Origin of the sequence: Streptomyces sp. NPDC127092, assembly GCF_042722475.1 — a bacterium.
Classification (GTDB): domain Bacteria; phylum Actinomycetota; class Actinomycetes; order Streptomycetales; family Streptomycetaceae; genus Streptomyces.
The window spans coordinates 1-1,162 of sequence record NZ_JBHXFE010000338.1 but is presented as its reverse complement, the minus strand read 5'-3'; the positions used below and the strand labels follow the sequence as shown (position 1 = coordinate 1,162).

General features: G+C 65.5%; 2 protein-coding genes. Both read right to left on the bottom strand.

What is annotated here, in order from left to right:
- Positions 1–696, bottom strand: a 696-nt coding sequence (locus ACFWJO_RS40220) for an ABC transporter permease (RefSeq protein ID WP_386873304.1), incomplete at its 3' end; no start/stop codon positions are given.
- A gap of 145 nt (positions 697–841) precedes the next feature.
- A partial coding sequence (locus tag ACFWJO_RS40215) for a substrate-binding domain-containing protein (protein ID WP_386873302.1) occupies positions 842–1,162 on the bottom strand: 321 nt, incomplete at its 5' end.

Genomic DNA, 1,162 nt, shown 5'->3' with positions numbered 1-1,162 from the left:
GTCCTGGTTGCCGCCGACCGCGAAGATCCAGTTCCCGATCCGGGTCTTGAACAGCACCCAGGTGGCGATCGCGGTGAACAGCAGCCACCACACCACGGTGATCCGCACCGACACCCCGCCGACCTCGAAGGAGGACGCGAACACCTTCTTCGCCGAGTCGAACCCGGCCATGTCGGACACGCTGGGGGTGGCGACCTGCCCGGTGATCAGTTTGGTGACCGCCAGGTTGATGCCGGTGAGCATCAGGAACGAGCTCAGCGTGATCAGGAAGCTGGGGATCTTCGTCTTCATCACCAGGTACCCGTTGAAGAATCCGACCGCCAGCGACACCACCAGGGCGAGGGCGGCGCCGGCCCACAGGTTCAGGTGCAGGTTGTAGGCGATCATCGACGCCGCCAGGGAACTGGTGGTGACCGCGACGCCGGCGGAGAGGTCGAATTCGCCGCCGATCATCAACAGCGCCACCGCGCACGCCATGATCCCGATCGTGGAGGAGGCGTAGAGCACCGTGGCCAACGCTTCGGGGCTGCGGAACGGGGGTGCGACGACCATGAAGAAGACGAAGATGGCGATCGCCCCGAACAGGGACCCGATCTCCGGGCGGACCAGCAGACGCTGCAGGCGTTTCTGCTCCTTCACCCTCTCGTCGTGGACGACCTTGTGACTGGCAAGGTCCAGATCTTGCTGTGTGGACATGATTTCCTCTCCGCGCCGGTGGATCTCAGCGTTGTGCGGTGCCGGCCGGTCCTGCGACCGGGTCGATGGTGACGGTGATGGTGTGTGCGTGAGATGGACCCACCGGGGTCCGGATCGTGTGCCCTGCCATGTGATCGACCGCCGATCAGCGGGTGCCGGCCTTGGCGTACTCGGCGACCTTGTCGATGTTGGTCTTGTCGATGAACGACGGCCCGGTCAGCGTCGGCCCGCCGCCGCCGATGACGTTGCCGTTGTTCAGGTACAGCCACAGCGAATCGATGGCGAGGTAGCCCTGCAGGTACGGCTGCTGGTCGATGGCCCACTGCACGCTGCCGTCGGAGATGGCGTCGACGAGTGCCGCGTTGGTGTCGAACGTGTAGACCTTGGCCGGGCTGCCCGCGTTACCGACCGATTGCACGGCGGTGAGGGCGATCGGGGCGCCGAGCGTGAGCACACCGTCGATGGA